This is a genomic window from Methylosinus sp. C49 (assembly GCF_009936375.1).
GTDB lineage: Bacteria > Pseudomonadota > Alphaproteobacteria > Rhizobiales > Beijerinckiaceae > Methylosinus.
On sequence record NZ_AP022333.1, the window covers coordinates 163982 to 180612 of the forward strand.

The 16631-nt window shown below is 63.8% G+C and carries 14 protein-coding genes; 3 read left to right on the top strand and 11 right to left on the bottom strand.

What is annotated here, in order from left to right:
• Positions 1–14 precede the first annotated feature (14 nt).
• The 4 genes from GYH34_RS21760 to GYH34_RS19155 form a co-directional block, all read right to left on the bottom strand.
• Positions 15–155, bottom strand: coding sequence for a hypothetical protein (locus GYH34_RS21760; protein WP_174242468.1), 141 nt, complete (start codon positions 153–155; stop codon positions 15–17).
• A gap of 201 nt (positions 156–356) precedes the next feature.
• Complete coding sequence (locus tag GYH34_RS19145; protein WP_161915206.1) at positions 357–980, bottom strand: Fic family protein; 624 nt, start codon at positions 978–980, stop codon at positions 357–359.
• Positions 981–1584: 604 nt separating this feature from the next.
• Complete coding sequence (locus GYH34_RS19150) at positions 1585–1815, bottom strand: hypothetical protein (protein WP_161915207.1); 231 nt, start codon at positions 1813–1815, stop codon at positions 1585–1587.
• 11 nt (positions 1816–1826) lie between these two features.
• Complete coding sequence (locus GYH34_RS19155) at positions 1827–2801, bottom strand: serine dehydrogenasease (RefSeq protein WP_161915208.1); 975 nt, start codon at positions 2799–2801, stop codon at positions 1827–1829.
• A 450-nt stretch (positions 2802–3251) separates the two neighbouring features.
• On the opposite strand from GYH34_RS19155, the gene GYH34_RS19160 reads away from it, so the two are divergent.
• On the top strand, positions 3252–3767 hold the full coding sequence (locus tag GYH34_RS19160; protein ID WP_161915209.1) for a YchJ family protein: 516 nt from the start codon (positions 3252–3254) through the stop codon (positions 3765–3767).
• Positions 3768–3864: 97 nt separating this feature from the next.
• Positions 3865–5802 (top strand): adenylate/guanylate cyclase domain-containing protein, encoded by a 1938-nt coding sequence (locus GYH34_RS19165; RefSeq protein WP_161915210.1) that lies wholly within the window; start codon positions 3865–3867, stop codon positions 5800–5802.
• A gap of 10 nt (positions 5803–5812) precedes the next feature.
• Here the strand turns inward: GYH34_RS19165 and GYH34_RS19170 are convergent, their stop codons facing one another.
• Positions 5813–6442: a FecR family protein gene (locus GYH34_RS19170; RefSeq protein ID WP_161915211.1), complete on the bottom strand. Its 630-nt coding sequence runs from the start codon at positions 6440–6442 to the stop codon at positions 5813–5815.
• Positions 6443–6802: 360 nt separating this feature from the next.
• Here GYH34_RS19170 and GYH34_RS19175 point away from each other — a divergent pair, with 360 nt between their 5' ends.
• Positions 6803–7861 carry an aminotransferase class III-fold pyridoxal phosphate-dependent enzyme gene (locus GYH34_RS19175; protein ID WP_161915212.1) on the top strand — a complete coding sequence of 353 codons (1059 nt, stop codon included), beginning with the start codon at positions 6803–6805 and terminating at the stop codon, positions 7859–7861.
• A gap of 47 nt (positions 7862–7908) precedes the next feature.
• Here the strand turns inward: GYH34_RS19175 and GYH34_RS19180 are convergent, their stop codons facing one another.
• The 6 genes from GYH34_RS19180 to GYH34_RS19205 all read right to left on the bottom strand — a co-directional run bounded on the left by GYH34_RS19180 (position 7909) and on the right by GYH34_RS19205 (position 16585).
• Positions 7909–9336 carry a TolC family outer membrane protein gene (locus tag GYH34_RS19180; protein WP_161915213.1) on the bottom strand — a complete coding sequence of 476 codons (1428 nt, stop codon included), beginning with the start codon at positions 9334–9336 and terminating at the stop codon, positions 7909–7911.
• Between the two features lie 31 nt (positions 9337–9367).
• Complete coding sequence (locus GYH34_RS19185) at positions 9368–10222, bottom strand: efflux RND transporter periplasmic adaptor subunit (RefSeq protein ID WP_174242469.1); 855 nt, start codon at positions 10220–10222, stop codon at positions 9368–9370.
• On the bottom strand, positions 10191–12107 hold the full coding sequence (locus GYH34_RS19190; protein WP_244635385.1) for a prepilin peptidase: 1917 nt from the start codon (positions 12105–12107) through the stop codon (positions 10191–10193). Before GYH34_RS19190 ends, GYH34_RS19185 begins: the two co-directional genes overlap by 32 nt.
• A 73-nt stretch (positions 12108–12180) precedes the next feature.
• Positions 12181–14328, bottom strand: coding sequence for a PqqD family protein (locus GYH34_RS19195; protein WP_161915216.1), 2148 nt, complete (start codon positions 14326–14328; stop codon positions 12181–12183).
• Between the two features lie 9 nt (positions 14329–14337).
• Positions 14338–16227 carry an efflux RND transporter periplasmic adaptor subunit gene (locus GYH34_RS19200; protein WP_161915217.1) on the bottom strand — a complete coding sequence of 630 codons (1890 nt, stop codon included), beginning with the start codon at positions 16225–16227 and terminating at the stop codon, positions 14338–14340.
• Positions 16228–16264: 37 nt separating this feature from the next.
• Complete coding sequence (locus tag GYH34_RS19205) at positions 16265–16585, bottom strand: DUF3467 domain-containing protein (RefSeq protein ID WP_161915218.1); 321 nt, start codon at positions 16583–16585, stop codon at positions 16265–16267.
• Between the last annotated feature and the right edge of the window lie 46 nt (positions 16586–16631).

Consider the following 16631-nt stretch of genomic DNA (forward strand, 5'->3'; position numbering starts at 1 on the left):
CTCTTTTTCGAGCTTCAGGCGACCTGCGGCTGGTCGGCCGAGGATTCGCCGCTGCGCTCGTCGATGACGGTCTCGCAAGAAATCTTCTGGCTTTCCGCGAGGCCGTGAAGCCCGAAGCCTCGAGAGTCGAACCACTTCACGACGCCGGTTTGCATGCGTTTTCCTTCTTCGCGCGAAGACATTGGGCGGCCGCGGTCGCGCGGTCGCATGTAGATCGAAGCTCTGGGAGGAAAGTCGCACGCCGACGCGCCAAAAGGCGGGAAAGCTCGTTCGTTCGGCCGAAACTCGATTTACGAGATATAGGGCGTCGGGACGAAAATGCAACAGATGGGTTTGGTGGTGGGGCAGTTTGAAATTTAAACCGATGACGTTCCGTTATAGGGCAACCCGTCGTCTTCAAGCTGCTCCTGCAGCAACGCGGCCAGATACTCTTCCATTTTTGTAAAATCCAAATGCCCATCGTCCCACGCCCGATCGGCGTGTTTTAAGGCTTCTTCATAGCCATCCCGGTTTTCGCGGATGCGCTCAGGAACAATTTTCCTGCCTGGCAAAAGCTTCTCCGATCTAGCGCACAAAAGATAATAGCAAACAGCCCTGGCGGTGCGCCCATTCCCCTCGATGAATGGATGAATCCAATTGAGACGCCAAAGCCCATACGCCGCCAATTCTGTAGGCGTCCAAACAAACCAATTTTCTTGCACGGTTGATATAAATCTATCCATCCAATCTGGGACTTCCTTGAAGTGAGGAGGCTTATGGTCGCCAACATAGATGGGCTCGTTCCGAAACCTGCCGCCAAACTGCGATATATTCGCCACGGCAACGTGGTTTAATGCCCAAAGCATATATTTATCAAAGGCGACGGGTCCCTTCATTAATCCTATTTCTATGCAATTAATTAGTAATTCGTACTGCCTATTCAGGTTTTGCTCCTGAATACGATCGTATAAATTCTGATCTTCTTGTTCTAAGACAAACATATTCACCGGCTTTTGGCAACGGTGGGGCTTATCGCCCCGCCTTATTCGATATCAAGGCTCGTCACCCGCACGCGGTCAACGGCGCTCATAGCCGAAGCTTTCGTTATGCGAGAGCCTTTTGGTGCGTTCCCGTAAACGAAACTTGCGCGTTGCTCACGAAGCATCGCTTCCGTGATCTGGGCTGTTTTCGCGCGCTCTAGAAGCTTTTCCAGGTCAGGCCGCGGTGGCGCGCGGTTTAGAGCCGATTTGCGCTCAGCCATTGATTCTCCCCTATTTTAAGTTAGGCGACCATACTATGGTAATGGTTACCGGCAAGCATCGTTCCCGCTTCGAACGCAAAAAAATGTCGCCTGCGTCATTAAGGCTCGGGAACAGGGGGCCAGATTATCCATGAACCACATGGCGCACTCAGAGCATCGTGGATAGGCCATACACGCCTTTCCCGCATCGACGAGCCGCTTCGAGACCGTGTTCTTGGACGCGCCATCACGCCCGTCACAGCGCAAATGGACTGGCCTTCGCAAAGAAGGTAGGAATTTGCGCGTGCGCTTTCGATATCGAGCTTGTTCGTAGCCCGATATAATATGACCCTTATGCTTGACCATCAAGCATTAAGTGTCTTTTTGAATGCGGCACCCACAGGCTCGCGCAGGGTGCCGAGATTTTGTCTTCGCTCGCCCCGGTCGGAAAATGGCGGAGACAAGTCATATCCGCTAGGCGGGATGCCCTGCTCTCGAAGTTGTTTGATCAGGGCCAGCGCACCATTCAGCGCGGCTTTGCCCTTAGCAGCACCTGGGTTCCTCGCGATGAGCGCAGCGGCCTTTTGCTTAGACATACGCTATCTCCTCACAGCCCTAGATATCGCCCTGGCGCATGGACAACAATGCTCTGCCGTACGCGCGCCATAAAATCCTGTAGGAGCCGGTAGTACGCGCGCACGCACGCCCTTAACTCCAGATCCGCTCCAAAGTCTTCTATAATCAAATTGAGTTCCTTGTCAAGAACTTCTTTCGATAGGCCGCGCCCATGCGATTTCCATTTCTTTGTATCGTTGAGCAACCGCGCTATTTTAGACGCTCTATCTTCCTTCATTTTTTGTGTTACAACTTTACATGTTGTTCTAGTCTTTTCCCAATTCTTAAACTTATACTGAACAAGCCATCGCTTAAGCAATTCTACAGATAGCTCGCGCGCCTGTTCAAATTGATGAAGTTCGGCCGGATCAAATTTTTCAACCAAGAAGGCTATCTCCGCCGCTGTAAGCTTACCGCTGGCTGACTTCTTAATCAATTCGTCATACTTTGCTAAATATCCAAGCGCCGGCACAAACCTGTCGCCCATAGATGGTCGCCTAACCTGTGGATCGATAGGGCCAAGCACCGAAAAATAGTCCATCAAAATATTATCACCAGACATTGCTAATATCGTTCCGGCAGACATGGCGTAATTCGGAATAATAAAATTAATCTCTTTTGAATAGTGGTAGCGGAACACATCGGCTATGCGCTCAACTACCTCAATTGACCCGCCTTCTGTCTCAAGCATTACCGTTAAGCTATCTTTGCGGTTCTCAACGCCCTCGACGCTGTCTCTAACAAGCTCGTCGATTGGCGGTCTCATTGGCGCGATTAGCACAAGAATATCCGAGTCGAACCGCTTTCCGAGCGTCGAAAGCTTCTTGTCTAACTCTTTCTCGATAAATCTATTCGAGGAAACCCCATCTTCTTCAAGTGCCATCTTTGCGCCACCTTGCGGCAGCGGCCTTTCGAGCGATCTCGGCTCGCGCTTCTGCCGATAGGCTTTCAGCTCGAGCGCGACCAAGCCGCCAACTCTCCCCAAAATTGACATCGGACCCTTGTCCGAATCTGCCTCATCTTGAGCGGTGCCGGTGACGATATCAACAACCAGTTTCGCGAGTGGTTCAGGTCGCGTGGGCGTTTCGGCCTTTTCGTGCTCATGCCTAACCTCTTAGCGTAGAGCGTCCAAGGTGGGGAAAAGTCGGAGGCCGTCAACGCCAGCAAATTTCAAACTGCCCCACTACCGTTTCGGCCGGCTCGCGTGCGGGCGTCGCACCCGGATGCGATCGGCGCCCATTTTTCCGCGACATGCGAATTCCGGCGCTCAAAAAACAGTTGAACCTCGGGACACAGGCTGCTTACTGCTCGGAGATTCCCCTTCTGGAGCGCTTGTCGATCCAATCGGCAGCGTTCTCTCATGGACGCGCGCTCCGTCGATCGGAACGCGCCCGAGCAAAAGAATGAGCCGTCCCGAATGACCGATCAGCCCTGTCCCTGCCGCGCCCAGGACGCCGAGCCGGCGTCTCTCTCCGCTTGCTGCGGTCCTCATGTCGAAGGGGCGACGCCCGCGCCGACCGCCGAGGCGCTGATGCGCTCGCGCTACACGGCCTATGTTCTCGGCCGCATCGATTATCTGGAGACGACTCTGGCGCCCGAGCGTCGGGCCAGCTTCCACCGCGCGGCGGCCACCGATTGGTCGAAAAAATCGCAATGGCTCGGCCTCGACATAGAAGCGACGGAGGCGGGCCAGCCCGGCGACGCCACCGGCCATGTGGAATTCACCGCGCATTATATTTCGGAAGGCCTGCGTCTCACGCATCGTGAGAAATCCCTGTTTCGTTTCGACGAAGCCGATCAGCGCTGGTATTTTGTCGAGGGCGAGGGCCGCAAGAGCGCGCCGATCGTCCGGGAGCCGAGGCCGGGACGCAATGACCCTTGTTCTTGCGGATCGGGCAAGAAATACAAAAAATGCTGCGGAGCGGCGGCCTGAGATCGCGCCGCGCGCCGGATCGACCCTGGCGCCAGCGCTGTAGCAAAAGGCGTCGGCGCTCGCTCTCTCCTCAGTCGGCGCCAAAGGCCCGCATCGCATGATCGACCGGCGACGCCAGCTCGAACGCCTTCTCACGGCGCCGGCCGTCGTCGGCGGCGTCGGCGCGCTGATCTTCGCAGCGTTCTGGGCCACGGATATCCACGGATTCGCGAGCGTGCTGCGCGAGCGCGCGATCGACGCTCTGCAGCGGGTCGCCCCGCGCGAGACCGGGCGCGCCGGCGTGCTGGTCGTCGATATCGACTCGGCGACCGTCGCCCGCGCCGGCGGCTGGCCGCTCCCGCGCGACGACATGGCGCGGCTCGCGGCGCGCATTCTCGACGGACGTCCCGCGGCGCTCGCTTTCGACATTTTCTTCGACCGAGCCGATCGACATTCCCTGCGCGCTCATATCGCGGGCGTGTCCGATCCGAAATTGCGCGCAGCGCTCGCGCCGATTCTCGCGCAGGCGCCCGATCCAGATCACGAATTCGGCGAGACGCTCGAGCGTGGCCAGACGGTTCTGGCGGCGCTGGCCGGCGGCGCGGCGCCGCCCGCCGCGTTCAATTTCGTGGAGCTCCAAGAGCCGTCCAGCCTGAAATATGCGCGTCCCATCTCTGGCGTAATCGCTCCATACGAGCCGCTCGCGGGCGAGGCTCTGGGTCTCGGCGTGTCGTCGCTGTTCGGCGAGGAGGGCGGGGTGGTGCGCCGGGCGCCGCTGCTGTTCTCGGTCGGCGATCGGCTCATTCCCGGCCTCGCGCTGGAGGCGACCCGCGTCGCCGAAAACGTCGCCATGCTCTCTGTCGAAGGCGGTCGGCTCGAGATCGGAGCGCGCCGCGCGCCTTTGGGCGAGGGCGGCGCGCTGCGCCTGCGCTGGTCCGATCCCGACCATTGGGCGCAGCGCACGATCTCTGCCGCCGACCTGCTCGAGGGGCGCGTCGCGCCCGAGCGATCCGCGGGACAATTGGTCATCGTCGGCGCCAGCGCGCCGCAGGCGGGCGCGCTGCGCCCTACGCCGCTCGGCCCGCTGACCCCCAGCGTGCAGATCCACGCCGAAGCGGCGGAGCAGATCCTCGCCGGAATAGCTCCGCTGCGCCCGAAGCAGGCGGTCGCGGTGGAAGTCGGCGCGGCCCTCGTTCTCGCCGCCGTCGCCGCCGCCGTCGCCGCGCGGGTCGGCCCCATGACGGCCTTCGCCCTGCAGTCGGCCCTGTCCGCGTTCTGGATCGCCGTCGCCGCGACGGCGCTGATCTTTCAGAATATCGTCCTCGATCCCGCCGGACCTCCGCTCATCGTCCTGCTCTCCGGCAATATGGCCGCGGCGGCGGCCTTCGCCCGCACGCGCCAGATGAAGGCGTTCATCTCGCGCAAGTTCGAGCAATATCTTTCTGTCGATGTGGTGCGCGAGATCATCGCCCATCCCGAGCGTCTGCGCCGCAAGGGCGAGATGCGCGTCATCACGGCGCTTTTCACCGATATCGAAAATTTCACCCCCATGACGCGACGCCTCGCGCCGCGCGACCTCATCGCTCTGCTCGACGTCTATCTCGGCGGCCTGGAGCGCATCGTCACCGATCACGGCGGCATGGTGGACGGCGTGACCGGCGACGCCATTCACGCCTTTTTCAACGTGCCGCTGGAGCGCGCCGATCACGTCGACGCCGCCATCGCCTGCGCCGCGGCGATCGTCGAATTTTCGGAGAGCTTCCGCAAGGAGCCGCTGGCGGCGCAGGCGGGCTTCGGACGCACGCGCGTCGGCGTCGAGACGGGGCCGGCGATCGTCGGCGATGTCGGCGGCGCGCGCCGATTGAACTACACCGCCTATGGCGATGCAGTGATCGTCGCGGCGCGGCTGGAGCAGGCGAACAAGCAGCTCGATTCGCAAATCTGCATCGGGCCCGGCGCCGCGGCGGCGGCGCGACGCGCTCTGGCGCCGCTCGGCGCTCTGCGGCTCAAAGGCCTGCCGGAAGACACGATGATCTTCACGCTTCCCAAAGAGTGACGCGCGCCCGTCAGTGGACGGAGGCGAGCGCCTCCTCGATGCGCTTTTCCCCCCATTTCGTCACCGGGCCCGGCTCCGATGGCGCGCTGTCGAGCAGCCCGGGAAGAAAGACCACGCGAGGCGGCGGGAAATCGACGCCCTCGCCGGCCGTCAGCCGAACGGAGCCGAAGCGGGTGGCGACGTCGACAGCGCCTTTCTGGACGAAAACGCCGAACACTCCGCGGCTGGGACCGGCGAAAAACACCGTGCCGCGCGCCGACAAAAGACCATAGGGCGTCTCGAGGTCGAAGCTCTTCTCGGCCCCATTGGCGCGGTCGATCAGAACCGCTCCTTCTTCCAGAGTGGTGCGGGCGGACAATTTCCCGACGAATTTGTCGACCTTCAGCACCGCATTGGCGCCGAGCCGCAGTCGCGTCGCCGCGCCCAGCTTGAGATCGAGCCGCGACGCGTCCCCAGTGGTGGCGCGATCGTTCAGCATGACGGCCGCGCCCGCCTCCGCCGGCGAACGCCCATCCGCCCGCTCCAACGCTGCCTCTCCTCGCGCCGCGACCACCGAGCCGACCGGCTCCGCGCGCGCGAGCCCGAGGGAGCCGACCATGGCGACGGCCGCAGCGATAACAGCAAAGTGACGGTTGGACATGACGCAGCTTCCCTTTCGCCGCACTTTGCTGCGGCGACGCTGGCGTTGCAAGCCCAATGGGGCAAAAGGCGCAGCGCTCGCGCCATCAGACGCCGAGTCGGAGCCGGCGTCTCGAATTCTGCCGCAGCAGCTTCTCTTAGAGCGCTATCCGATCCAATTGGATCGGATAGCGCTCTAGATTCTTTCGTTGGAAGCGAATTCTGATCGATCGAACGATTCCGTTCGATCGGAAAGCGCTAGCGCCCCGGGGCTGAATTGCGCCCGCCACGCGGCCTGTGGCTCCACTCTTGCTTGTCGATTCGCGACAGAGGCGGGGCAGGGCGCCTCGCAAACGCGAGCCTCGTCCTCGAACAGTGGAACATGTCAGGCGCATCGTCAGATTCGGCCAATGAGCCCAGCGACCCGATCGACCTCGCCGGCGACGGGGCCATGGCGACGCCGCTCGACTTTTCGGGCGCATCGCCGGAGAATTTCTCGGGATTTGCGGCGCTATCGGATGAGCATGAGGAGGCGGCCTCACTCTCCGACGCGCTCTGCGCCAAAATCACGCCGCTTTCCTTTGGCGATCGCGTCTTCTTGTTTCCGTCCGAGGCGGAAGCTTGGCGTTACGCCGTCGAGACGATGCGGCGTCACCATCGAATCGTCGGCCGTCCGAAGCGTCGCCGGCTGATCGTCTGCGCAGGCGCTTGCGGAGGCTCGCCCCCCGGCTTGGAAACCGATGGCGATGTCGTGCTGCTCCAAACCGACGATCCTGGCGCCTTGGCCGCAGCGGTCGACAATCGCACGGCCGCGATCCTGATCGCTCCGGCGAGGACGAAAGCCGGTTTCGAAATTGTTCCGGGAGGGCTGCTGGCGCGACTGCGCGAGACGGCCGACGAATATGGGCTCGTGCTCGCCTATGATGAAAGCTCCTGTGGCTTCGGCCGTTCCGGCATGTTGTGGACGCATGAGTGGACGGGCGTGACCCCGGATGTGATGGTCGCGCTTCACCGGCCGCAAAGCGCTCCGCCGCTGGCCGCTTTGGTCCTCACGCAGAGATTGGCGCGCGGAGCGCCGGAACGCCCATCTCTCCTCGCTCGGGAAACCCTCATGAGCGGGCGCGCTCTGATGGATATGCTGACGGCGCCCGGCTTTCTGGAGCGCGTGCAGAACCGCGGCTGGCGGCTCGAAGACCGGCTCACCGAGCTATTCTATGCGCGCCGCGGAGCGTTCACGGCGCTGAGCGGTCTCGGCCTGCTGCAAGGCCTGGCGCTCCCCACAGAGGCGGAGCCGATGCGCGCGACGCTGGCCGAGCGCGGGCTCCTCACCTACGCCATGGGATCGTTCCTCGGCCTCTTTCCTGCCCTCACGGTCGAGGATGATGAAATCGACGCGGCGGCGTCCATCATCGACGCCATGTGCGCGCAAGACGCGCGATGAGAACGCCGACGCCGCTTTGATCCGCGCGGCGCGCTCGGAGCCCGCGGTCAACGCGCGGCGGGCAGATCCAGACCGATCCAGAGCTCGCGCACCTGCTCGAAGCTTTTCGCCGGGTCATAATGTTCGACGTCGAGATTCAAACCCTCTGCGGACAGGCCGCCGATCCCTGCGAGAACGGCGCAGGAGGCGACGACGCGATCATGCTGCGCCGAGACCATTTTCACCCGCGCGTCGAACAGCGCCTGCTGCGCATTCAGCACGTCGAGAAAAGTTCTTTGGCCGAATTCCGCCTCATTACGAATCTGCTCGAGAGCCCGCTCCGAGGCGCGCACCACCGTTGCGCCGTAATGCAACGCGGCTTTGGCGGTCGCGAGGCGGCTATAGCTCACGGCGAGCTTGGCGCGAACTGCGCTGCGCTGCGCCGAGACATGCGCCTGGGCCTGAGCGAGCTGCTGCTTGGCCTGCCTCACCGCGGAATATTCGGCGCCGCCATCATATAATGGCACGTTGAGCGTTCCCGTCACCTGCGCCGAAAACTGCCGCGTGCCGGGATAGCCGAGATAAGAATCATATTGCTGGAAGACCTGCCCGCCCAAAGAGAGCGACGGCATGAGCGCGCCCTCGGCGACCTTCACCGCCATTGTCGCGGCGTCTACTTGATGCAGTGAGGAGATCACCTGCGGATGCAGAGCGACGGCCCGCTCGACGGCGTGCTCCGCCGTCGCCGGCAGATCGCGCTCATAGCCTTTCGCAGGCTCGAGATGGTCGGGCGCGCGGCCGATCACTTCCCTATATTCGACGATGCTGGCGCGCAAGGACTCGCGCGCCGCCGCATGGTCGGACTCGGCTTGCGCCAGCGCCGCCTCCGCCTGCGCGACATCGGCGATCGTCGCCATTCCCATTTCCGCCCGATCGCGCGCCACGCGCAGCTGTTCCATCAGAACAGCGCGATTGTGCTTACGCAGGCCGAGCGCGGCGGTGTCGCGCAGAACATCCATATAGACGGTCGCCGCGCGCAGCAGCACTTCCTGCTCGGCGGCCAGCAGAGTCGCGCGCGCGGCGAGCACGCCGGACTCCGCCTGACGCATCGAATTATCCGAGCGCCAGCCGTCGAACACCGTCAGTGACAGATTCAGCGTGCCGCTACGCGGATGGCCGAAATTTTCGTCATTGGTATAGAGGCGGTTGCGTAGCTGATCGCGGCCGCCCGGTTGACGCACGCTCGATTTTTGCGGACCCGCGCTGAAAGACGCATGGGCCTTCGGCCGGTGTCCCGCGGCCGCCTTGGACACGTCCTCGTCGCGAATCCGCACGATGACGCGCTGCTCCTCGAGATCGGGATTATTGGCGTAGGCCGCGGCCAGAGCGCTCTGCAACGTCTCCGCGCGGCTTTCTTGCGCCGCGAGAGCCGAGACGCATGAGAGGAACACGCACAGGCGCCGCGCGCGGCGAGGCTCGGCGAGATCGTTCTTCATGGCCTCGCCGTCCGATGCGCTTGCGCCGCGATCATTTCACATCCCTCTCGCCCGCCGGCTCGTCTAAATCGAGCTTGCAGCGTTGGCCGCCCGGCAGGCGATTGTCTGGATTGGGCAAAAGAAGGCGCACGCCGAATGTCGCGCTCGCCGGATCGAAAACGCGATCGATCACCGAGACCCTCGCGGCATGTCTCCCGCCGATCGGCTCATCCGGCGAGACCATGATGGTCTCGCCGATCGCGATCTTCGGATACATTGCGACCGGGAGAAACGCCTCGACATGCAGTGGATCGAGATGCACGACGCTCATGATGAAACTGTCCTGATGGACGAACTCGCCCGGCGACAGCTTGCGCTCGGCGATCACCCCCGCGATGGGGCTGCGTATCGTCCTTTGCTCGAGCACGGCGCGAGACCTTTCCACCTCGAGCTCGGCGAGCCGCAATTCGACCTTCTCGCGCGCCAGATCTTCCTCCGCGACGCGCATGTCGGCTCTCTGCTCGTCGAATTTGTCCCGCGTGACGCTGTTGCGCGCGAGCAGCTCGCGCGCGCGGCCCATGCGCGCCCGGCTGAGCGTCAGCCGCGCGGCCTGCGCCTCGACTCGCGCGGCGCTCGCGGCGCGGGCCCTGTTCAATTCCAGCGTCGCAGCTTCGACGCTCGATTCCAGCCGCGCGACCACTTGACCCGCGGCGACGACGTCTCCGCGATCGACGAGCACCTCGGACACCAGACCCGCCGTCGGGCTGCCGAGCTTGACGGTCATCGTCGGATCGATGACGCAATCGATTCGCCGATTTTCGGCGCGCGCCGCGCCACACGCCGCCAGCGCGGCAGCGAGCGCCATTATCGCGCGATTATTCGGCTTTTCCCGTGAAGGCGAGCGCATGATCGAGAGTCTCGTCTCTGTCCAATAATTCGCGACGCATATGAGCATGAAGCCGCTCCGCGCGACGTTGCGCTGTGCGGAGAGCCAAACGCGCGGGCCATGACCAGCCGGCTCGAATCATTACGCACATTACGTACTGTTCGAAAGGTAAAGCGTTGGTGTCCGTCAAAGCGTTCTCGAGCGACAAGATCGCTTGAAAGGAGCCGCGCTGCCCTTGCCGCGCGCATCGTCCGGCGAGCTGTCGATCGATTCTGCGCGCCTCGTGAAGCTCCGACATTATGACGTGCAATCCGCCCAATTCGATCACATCGGAGTCGAGCTTTATGTCGGTCCCGCGGCCCGCCATGTTCGTCGCGACGGTGATGCGGCCGCGCCGCCCGGCGGCGGCCACGATCTCCGCCTCCGCGGCGTCCTGCGCGGCGTTGAGAACCACATGCGCCAAGCCGGCCGCGGCGAGCGCTTCGCTCGCTCGGCGCGACGAGGCGACAGACCTTGCGCCGAGCAGCACGGGCGCTCCCCGCCGATGATGCTCCGCGACCGTCTCCGCGATGGCGCGCCATTTTTCCGACTCTGTCGCAACGATGCGATCAGCGAGCAGCTCACGACGCGAGGGCTTGTTGCTCGGCACGCGCGCGACGGCGAGCCGATAGACGCTCCAGAGCTCGCCCGCGACCTCGGCGGCGGTGCCTGTCATTCCCGCGAGCCGCTGATAGCGTCGGAAGAAGCGCTGATAGGTCATTCTGGCGATCGTCGCCCGCACGCCAGAAATCGCGCATCCTTCCTTGACCTCGATCATCTGATGGAGCCCATCGCTCCAGAAGCGGTCGGCCATGACGCGTCCGGTATGCTCGTCCACGATCTCCACCTTCCCGCCGCGCACGATATAATGCTCGTCGCGGTGGAAGAGGCGCATCGCCGTGATCGCCTGAACCGCCCATTCCTCGCGCTGCGCCGTCATGCGCCAACGGCTTTTGAGCGGCTGCGCGAATTCGGCGAGCAATGCGCGGCCGGAAGCGGTCAGCTCGACACGACGCTCGTCGAGACGGATCAGATAGTCACGTCCCTCGCTCATCCGCTCCGCAATCTCGAGCGCGCGAACGAAATCCTCCTGCTCGGTGGTCGATTGCAGCTCGCGCGAGAGAATGAGCGGCGTGCGCGCCTCGTCGATGAGTATGCTGTCCGCCTCGTCGACGATCGCAAAATGAAGGCCGCGCAACAAGAGATCGCGCCCCGGCGCGACCGGCGTCGTCAGCCTCTCGAGCTTGTGCCGAAGATCGCCGCTCCGCCGCCCGAGCGCCAAACGATCACGCAAATAGTCGAAGGCGAGGGTCTTATTCGTGCAATAGGCGATGTCGCAAGCATAGGCCGCCATTTTTTGCTCGGGCGCCATCTCCTGCGTGACGACGCCGACGCGCAGTCCGAGAAACTCGTAGAGCGGCCGCATCAGATCGGCGTCGCGTCGCGCGAGATAGTCATTCACGGTGACGACATGGGTCGGGACGCCGGCCAGCGCCGCTGTCGCGGCGGCCAATGTCGCCGTGAGCGTCTTGCCTTCGCCCGTGTCCATCTCGGCGATCATGCCGCCTAGAAGAATATCGCCTCCGATCAGCTGCACGTCGAAATGTCGCATTCCCAGCACGCGATCCGAAGCCTCGCGGATCACCGCGAATGCTTCCGCGATCGCCTTCGGGTCGCGCGCGCGACAGCGATACAGCGTTTCGCGCAGCGCTCGGCCACGCAGGCGCAGTTCGGCGTCGGACAGCGCGCGCAGCTCCGCCTCATGCGCGGCGACACGTTCCACAATGCCGCCGGCGCCGCGCCCCGCGAGCCATCCGATCGCCGGCGCAAATCGCGCCACCGCCGCTTCCGCCATGCGTTCGAGCACGCCGGATCGGGGCCAGCGCCGCTCGGGATAGATCCGCGGTCGGGGCAGGGGAGGGCGCGCCCGCGCCGGCGCGTCAGACACCGAACTGCCTCAGCAGCAATTGGCGCGCGGCGCGCCAGAGACGCCAGGCGACGGGCTCGGCGCCGTGATCGAAACGCACATAGACACGCTCGCCTATGTTCATCCGCTCCTCTTGCGGCGGGACATGAAGGTCGAGATGGAACTGCGTTTCGAGCGCGCGCGGCGCGTCTGTCTTGGTCGGATCGATCGCAATCTCGCCGCCGCCGCGCTTGCTGAGCGCGAGACTCGGCAATTCGTCCAGAGCCGCCGGCGCCTCGCGCGCGACGACGGCGGGAATCGCGCGATCGACGCGGCCGGCGAATCTAATCTCCACCTTCATCGTCCGGCTGCGCACGAGATCGATATCCGATTGCGGAACCACGACGCGCACGACGGGATCGCCTTCGGCGATGACATAGCCGAGGAGATCGCCCTTCTTCAGGAATTTTCCCGGTAGGTCCGCAGCGCGCGGCAGGATGAGGCGGCCGGAATTCTCGGCGACGATCTCGAGATCGGCCATGCGTCGCCGATTGAGCGCCAAGGCGCCTTCCAGACGACGCAGCTCCTCGCGAAAAATATTGGCCTGCACGAGATCGGAGCTGGCGACCGCCTCGAGCCGCAGGCGATAAGCTTCCGTCTGCGCCTCCAGCACGGCGGTCTCGCCGGCGAGGATCGGGTCCGCCAGCGTCGCGACGCGCGTTCCCGCTTCGATGCGGCGATCCTCGGCGAGAAGCGCGTCGAGCGCTTCTCCGTCCGTGCGCACGCGAAGCGTGGACTTCTCCGGCGCGACGACGACGCCCTGCGCCATGGTCGCATAAGGAGCGGGAATCACAGTGGCGAGGATGACGAGCGCCGCCGTCGCGAGACTAGAGACGAGGATCGCGCGCCCACGCACGCTGCGCAGCTGCGGATCGGTGAGAAGGCGATTGAAGCCTTTCGCGAGCGGCAGCGCGACGCCGGTCGCGAGCCCCCAGAGCGCGAGCAGAATGCCGAGGATGAAGAAGCGCGAGCCGATGAACAGCGCTATGCCGAAAGTCACGGTCATTCGATAGACGAAGGACGCCGCCGCATAGGCGAGAAGCCAGCGCGCCTCGCCGGGCGCCGTCGCCGGCGAGGCGAGATGCGCGAGGCCGAAGGCGTGACGCTGCAGCAGATAGAGGGCATAGGCGTTGGCGCGCGCGCCGAGATTGGGAATCTCGATCAGATCGGCGAGAATATAATAGCCGTCGAAACGCAGCAGCGGATTGCCGTTGACGAGCAATGTCGAGGCGCTGCCGATCAGCATGACGTCGAAGGCCGCGGCCCGCACGAAGCCTTTCTCGACGAGCGCCCAGACCATCATCGCCACTGCGGCGAGGAACATTTCGACCATGATCCCGGCCGCTCCGACGATGATGCGGCGCCGCTTCTCCTGAAAGGCGGCCGAGGAGGAGGCGTCGACATAAGGGACCGGCATCAGCACGAGCAGCATGACGCCGAGCTCATGGACCTCGCCGCCCCAGCGCGCCGTCGCCATGCCGTGGCCGATCTCATGCAGCGCCTTGACGAGCGGATAGACCAGCAGCAGCAGAGCGATGTTCTCCGCCGACAGAACGCGATCGGCGACATTATGCGTCAGCGCCGTCCATCGCATGCCGGCGAGCGCGAGCCCGATCGCGATCGTCGTGAGCCAGAAGCCGAAGCCCCACCAGCTGAACAGGAGTCTGCCGAGCGGCGCCGTGGCGGCGAGGAAGCGCTCGGGATCGATCAGCGGAATGCGGATCGCCAGCGGATTGCGAATGTTCTGCACGAAGCTTCGGCGACTGTGCCGGTCCGCCCGATGCGCCAATTCGTCCATATCCGGCGGAACGTCGCCGATCAGAAGATCCGCGGCGTGGACCTGGGCGAGAAGACGAATGGTCTCGTCCTGCGTGGGCTGATCGTCGCCATAGCGCTCGCCCATCATCTCCCAAATCTGGTCGATGGTGCGGCGACCGTCCATGAGGCAGACGATATGATGCGCCAAGGGCGAGAGGCGATGAAACTGGCCATTCTGCCGGTCCTGCAGAACATACCACAGCTGGCCCCTGTGCCGCTGGCGATGGATGCGCGCATGCGCGCGCAATCTCGGCTTGAGATCGGCGACGCGATACCAGGAGGAGCTGCGCAGCGACGCGACCATGCGGCGCTCCTAAGCCAGCCATCGCCAGGACCAGACCTTCAGCCAATCGACCAGCGATCGGGTCCAGATCCAGCCGATGCGTCTGCGGCCCGCATCCACTTTGCCGACGCCTTTCATGCCGGGCCGCAGCTTCGGCGAGCTCGCCCGCAGCGCGGCCTCGATGCGGAAAGTGTTCGCCCCTTCATCCGCCTTCGCCACAGGCGTGATTTTTTCGACCGTGAGCGGGAATGTCTCGTTCGGCAGCGCCGCGATCAGCAATTCGCCGCCCGCGCCATCGACGATCTCATTGACCTGCGATTCGTCGACATCCAGCACGACACGCCAATCGTCGAGCGGCGCGATCTCGAACAAAAGCTGCCCGCGCTGCACGGCGGCGCCGATGGACTGGCTGAGATCGCCGGAGACGACGAGTCCATCGAAAGGCGCTTGCAATTTCGTTCGCGCGAGCTGCTCGTCCGCGAGCTTGATCTGCGCCTCCGACTCCTGCATCTCGGCACCGAGCACGCGCGCATCGGCGCGATTGCGCGCGCCGCCGGCGCGCTCGAACTCATATTGCTTTTTCTGTCTCTCCGTGACCCAGCGCAAGCGCTCGAGCGCGAACTCCCGATCGTCGAGAGTCGCCAGCAGGTCTCCGCTGCGCACCACGTCGCCGGCGCGCACATGCGCGTCCTTGATGAATCCATTGAAGGGCGCGACGATCGCGCGCTGCACCCGGCCTTCGATCACGGCGTTGGCGCTCACGCGATAGACGTCGGTCACGAGATAGAGAAGCAGGCTCGATGCGATCAGCGCGAGAGCGACGAGCTTGCGCGCGACATGCCCCGGCCCGACGAGATCATGCGCCTGCGCGCGAAGCGACTCCCACGCCTTGAGGATCAGCCAGCGATCGTCGCGGCGGCGAATGTCGAGCACGGGACCGAGAGCGGAGGCGAGACATTCGAGAAAAGCGATTTCGTCCGGCTGAAACGGCCGGTCCTTGCCGCGCTCGAAGCTCAAGGCCCCGATGAATTGGTCCTTGGCGAACATCGGCGTCGTCAGAATGGCGGCGCAACCATGCGCCTCCGCCAATTCGGCATGCGCGCGGACGATCGTCGATTCGTCCCGCTGCGGAGGATAGAGGACGATCGCGTGCTGATCGACCGCCTCGTTCATCGCGCCGTTCAGGAGCCGGACGAGATTGAGGTCTTTTCCGAAATGAGCGCTGTGGGAGATCGCGACGACGCGCACGCCCGACTCTTGCGCGAAGCCGACGCTCACACGCTCGCAAGCTTGCAGAGACGCGAGCTCGGTGACGCAGGCGCGACAGGCGGGCGCAAAGCCTTCCTCCTCCAGCGCCACCGCGAGCATGTCGAGAACGCCGGTCACGCGGCGCAGACGCTGCGTCGATTCCGCAGCGGCGTCCATGCGCAATCGCTCGCGGACCCGCGCGACGCCCCATTGCAGCTGCCGCGCCGCGAGCCGCGCTTGCGCAGAGCCATCGCCGTGAATCTCGATGGCCGCGGCGCCGAGCACTTTATCGTCGATAATGATCGGAAAAGCGATTTGCGCAACCGGCGACGGTGCGCCGGAGTCGAGGGCGGGCTTGCTCACCACGCCGCGGCGCTGCGCGACGGCGAGATCGATCGTCGAATGAAGGCGCGAGACGGCGTCGACGCCTTCCGGCCATGAGGCGATCTTGCGATTGCCGCCATGATCCCGCAGGGCGATCGCGCCGCAGGTCGCATAGGAGATCATTCCGCATTGCAGCGCCAGCCATGCGGCGAGAACGGCGTCGAGATCGGCCGCATCGTCGAGGCGCTTCCACAGCGCCTGCTCGAGGACGGAAACACGCTCCTCGTCGAGCAGCCGCGCTCTTTCAGGGGGCCGCGGACCGCCGACCCCCTCTGTGCTCGCGAGCATTGTCACGCGTCACCACCGCGCCAAAGCTGCGGCGCGCTCAGCGCCCGTCGATTTTCAGCGCGCCGTGACGGCTCTCATATTCCTTGAGAACGCCCGCCAGCGCGACGCTGAGACGCTTGGCCGCATGGGGGCTGAGAATGACGCGATCGGTCAATTCCACATGCACCTGGCGCTCATTGCCGATGTTCCAGGTCTTATTGGTGCCGAAGAACAGATCCACCTGCTCGAGCGTGCTCTGAATGTTCACGACATTGGCGAAATGCGTGACCATGTTGCGATCGTCCCAAAGCACCGCCGACTGACGGACGCCGTCTGCAATATCGGCTGTGGGCTGCGCATTCGACTCGACCTGATCCATAACCACACTCCGTTTTGAAAACGAGCACGCTCTACTTCAAGCTTTT